At 41.6% G+C, this 4,061-nt stretch carries 3 protein-coding genes and 2 pseudogenes; all 5 read left to right on the top strand.

Features of this window, described 5'->3' with window-relative positions:
* Positions 1–861, top strand: an 861-nt coding sequence (locus tag L950_RS24440) for a ThuA domain-containing protein (protein WP_197086684.1), incomplete at its 5' end; no start/stop codon positions are given.
* A 44-nt stretch (positions 862–905) separates the two neighbouring features.
* A pseudogene (locus L950_RS37625) lies at positions 906–1,792 on the top strand (sugar phosphate isomerase/epimerase family protein).
* A gap of 182 nt (positions 1,793–1,974) precedes the next feature.
* A complete protein-coding gene (locus L950_RS24430; protein ID WP_021190654.1) occupies positions 1,975–3,141 on the top strand; it encodes a mandelate racemase/muconate lactonizing enzyme family protein in 1,167 nt (388 codons plus the stop codon).
* 22 nt (positions 3,142–3,163) lie between these two features.
* Positions 3,164–3,649 carry a VOC family protein gene (locus tag L950_RS24425; RefSeq protein ID WP_021190653.1) on the top strand — a complete coding sequence of 162 codons (486 nt, stop codon included), beginning with the start codon at positions 3,164–3,166 and terminating at the stop codon, positions 3,647–3,649.
* 33 nt (positions 3,650–3,682) lie between these two features.
* Positions 3,683–4,061, top strand: a pseudogene (locus L950_RS24420) (hypothetical protein); the annotation flags it as partial.

Below are 4,061 nucleotides of genomic sequence, written 5' to 3'. Positions count from 1 at the left end.
AAAAGCATTATATGTTTAATTACAATAGGCATATTGCTATCAAATGTATCTCCATCTGCTGGTCAAAGCAAAAAGAAAACAGTCAAAAAACCTCTAATTGTATTTGTAACGGGCGACCACGAATACAGTGGCGAAGAAACCCTGCCTATGATAGCAGCCGAACTTGAGAAAAACTATGGCATGCGAACTTTGGTGCTAAAAGCAAGTCCTGACTATAATTCAGAAGAAAATATCCCGGGACTAGAAGCTCTAAAAGATGCCGATCTTGCTATTTTCTACCTTCGTTGGAGACTATTACCTGCCGATCAAGTTAAACATATCGACGATTATTTAAAATCCGGAAAGCCGGTTATTGGTTTCAGAACCAGCACACATGCTTTTAATTATCCCAGTGGACATCCCTTGGAGAAATGGAATGCTTTTGGTGAATTTGCTTTGGGAGGTCCTCCAGGATGGGGCAAAGGTGGTCACACCCATTACGGTCATAATTCCAGTACCGATGTATCCATTATTCCCACACAAAGTAAAAATCCGATCTTAACAGGAGTAGATCCAAACTTTCATGTACGCTCCTGGTTGTACCATGTTGTACCCGATTATCCATCAAAAGGATCAACTTGGTTATTAATGGGAAAAGCTGTAGATCCAGATAAAAAAGCAGTTGAAAATCCTGTGGCGTGGACCTGGAAAACCGCTGCTGGAGGAAAAGTTTTCACAACAACACTTGGTCATCCCGATGATTTTAATATAGCAAGTTTTCAGCGGTTACTGATTAATGCCATACATTGGACTGTAGGAAAACCTATCCCTAAGAAATGGGCAGGAAAAATAGATATCAACGTTCCCTATAGACAACAATAGCTTCAATACACACGATATACTTTATCCGAAACATTATATACCCTATGGAATTATCGATACATAACTGGATGCGAGCCGAAACAATAGAAACAACAATTCGCAGAGCCTCCAGTTTAGGCTATACTAAAATTGAAATTGCTGGTAGTCCAGAACATTATGACACTAAAGAGGTCAGAAAACTTTTAAAACAATATGGATTATCATGTTGGGGCTCTGTCACATTGATGTTAGGAGATCGAAATTTACTGGCTAAAGATGAAGCTCAGCGCTCCAAATCCATACAATATGTCAAAGATGTGGCGCGCATGGTTAAGGAACTCGATGGTCACATGATCTCTGTGGTGCCCGGTACGGTGGGTAAAATCATACCCGATGGCAGACCCGAAGAAGAATGGCAATGGGCCATTGACTCACTACAAGACGTATATCACTACACACAGTCATCAGGCATATTGATCGGTATTGAACCAATCAATAGATTTGAAACCTATTTCGTTAACAGAGGTGATCAAGCATTAGCACTTGCTGCGGCCGTAGGTCCGATTGCGGTGTGTGCCTTGACACCTTTCATATGAACATCGAAGAAGATGATCTCTATGAAGCAATCAAACGAGCCAAAGGAAAACTTGTTGGTTTCCATGTTGCCGACAACAATAGGATGGCTCCGGGAATGGGCACGCTGAATTGGAGTAAAATACTTGAAACACTCGATCAGATTGGTTATAACGAAGTGCTGTCTGTGGAATTTTGTTCACCTTTGGACCGTACTCCTGCAAACCCTTACCCCAATTCTATTGATGAGCATCCCGAAAACCTCTCTCCTGAACAAAAGAAATTTCTTGAAGATCATGGCAGTGCATCAGTTTCGGAAGAGTTTTATACAATGCTCACTCAGAAATCATTCGAGATTTTGTCCAAACTTATTAAGTAGCTGTCACAAAAAATGTTGTAGGCTACAACATCCGAGCAGGATTCAAAAATATAAAATGAGCTTTTCGCAACACCAGCAATAATGCAATTGAATAACTCATCGAACTTGATATCACAGACTAAGGAGTAATCAATTTTAAATTTCGGTAAATAGCATTATTTACCCTATTAGAAATAGAAACAATGAAGATAACAAACATAGAAGCATTCTGGCTGCGATGTCCTATACCAAAAGAAAAACAGCATTTTTCAGATTACGGTCTGCTAACCAATTTCGACATGACACTCGTGGTCGTTACCACTGAAGATGGTCTTCAAGGTTTCGGAGAGGCAAAAGCAGCTGTCGGATCATCTGGAGTATGCGCATCCATAGTAAGCTGCATTGAAAATGAATTAAAACCCATTTTAATTGGTAAAAATGCAAAAAATATAAACCGTCTTTGGGAGGAGATGTACAATGGCACACGCGATCATTATGCACTCACAAGAGGTCGAAGATTCCCTATCCTTGGTCGAAGAGGATTAACTATAGCCGCAATGAGCGGTATCGACACCGCTCTGTGGGATTTAAAAGGTAAAGCTTTGGGAGTACCTGTTATGGACCTTCTTGGCGGAGCCTGTCGCGAACAAATGCCTGCGTACGCCAGTGGTGGCTGGGCTCCCGTTGATCATATAGGCGAGCAGCTCAATAGTTATGTTGCTAAAGGATTTAATGCCGTAAAAATGCGTGTCGGTATCATGGATCAAACTGTCCAAAACAGTATTGACCGTGTCAAAGCCGCAAGAAAAGCACTCGGTCCTCACATTAAACTCATGACAGATGCACACGGTACCTTTAGTGTACCTGAAGCAAAACAGTTCTGTCGAGGAGTAGAAGATTGTAATTTGTACTGGTTTGAAGAACCCATTAATCCTGACAATAGACACGGTACAGCAGAAGTCCGAGCTTCCACTACAATTCCCATAGCTGCAGGAGAAAGTGAATTTACAAGCTTTGACATCCGCGATTTACTTGAAGTCAGAGCGCTAGATGTCATACAGCCCGATGCAGCGATTATTGGAGGTATTTCCGAAACCATGCGCGTAGGACACCTAGCAAGTGTTCATCAATTAGAACTTGCTCCGCACTGTTGGGGTTCTGCTTTCTCATTTATGGCAGGGCTCCATGTCGCATTTGCATCCCAGGCGGCAACAATCATTGAGTTTTCACTTGGAGGTAATCCTATGATGTATGATCTGGTCCACGAGCAGATTACAGTTACTGATGGCGTCATCGCGGCTCCAGTGGCACCGGGGCTGGGACTAACACCCAACTGGAATTTTATTAATGAGTTTAAACAGAAAATCTAACTAACAAAATAAATCAATAGATATGGCACGTGCAATCAAAATCAACCACGTCACACTTATCGTAGATAATCTTGAAAAGGCGGCAGCATTTTATCAAAACGAATTGGGTCTGGAACCCCTTGCTGCCTTTAGATTTGATTACCCTGTGATGTTTTTTAAATTTAATGATGAGCAACAGCTTCATCTCTCGGAATGGGAAGATACGCCTTCATTTCGTGGACATATTTGCGTTCAAGTAGATGATTTTAACAAGATCTTTTTCCGTATGAAAGAACTCCAGGTGATCGATATTTCACCCTGGGGGAAAGTAAGAAAATTACCGGATGGTGCCATGCAGCTTTTTCTACGTGATCCAGCAGGCAATCTCGTCGAAATATCATCAGCACCTGGCAGTGATATAGATCCACTTATTCTAGAAGACGAACTCTATGAGGAAGGTATCTATATTTCAAATAGAAATGATTTCAGAGGGTACAAATCTGATGAAGCGACCTTATATCACAAATAAACGCCAATAAAGAGTACTGCGGAATCCTATCATATGACAATCAAAAAAAACGTTTTATTACTGGAAACTATAGCTGAAGAAGCCTTAGTCATGTTGCAAGATCAAGTTAATGTACTGACAGGCTACGACAGTATTTCATTGCAGAAAGCAATTGACAAATACACCATAAACGCCATCATTACCCGTGGAAAGGGTCAGGTCAACAAGGCACTATTGGATGCTTGTCCCGCCCTACAGGCGGTCGCCCGATGTGGTGTAGGCCTTGATAATATTGATGTACATGAAGCGACTGCTCGCAATATCAGCATCATACATGCTCCTGCATCCAATGCTTCAACAATTGCAGAACATACTCTAGCCCTCATGCTTATGCTCACACGCAACCTGTACGAATCCATTCAGCAGGTAAAAA

The organism is Sphingobacterium sp. IITKGP-BTPF85, assembly GCF_001006065.1.
Lineage (GTDB): Bacteria > Bacteroidota > Bacteroidia > Sphingobacteriales > Sphingobacteriaceae > Sphingobacterium > Sphingobacterium anhuiense.
Note: the sequence above shows the minus strand (reverse complement) of the source record. Positions and strands in the feature narration are given on the sequence as shown.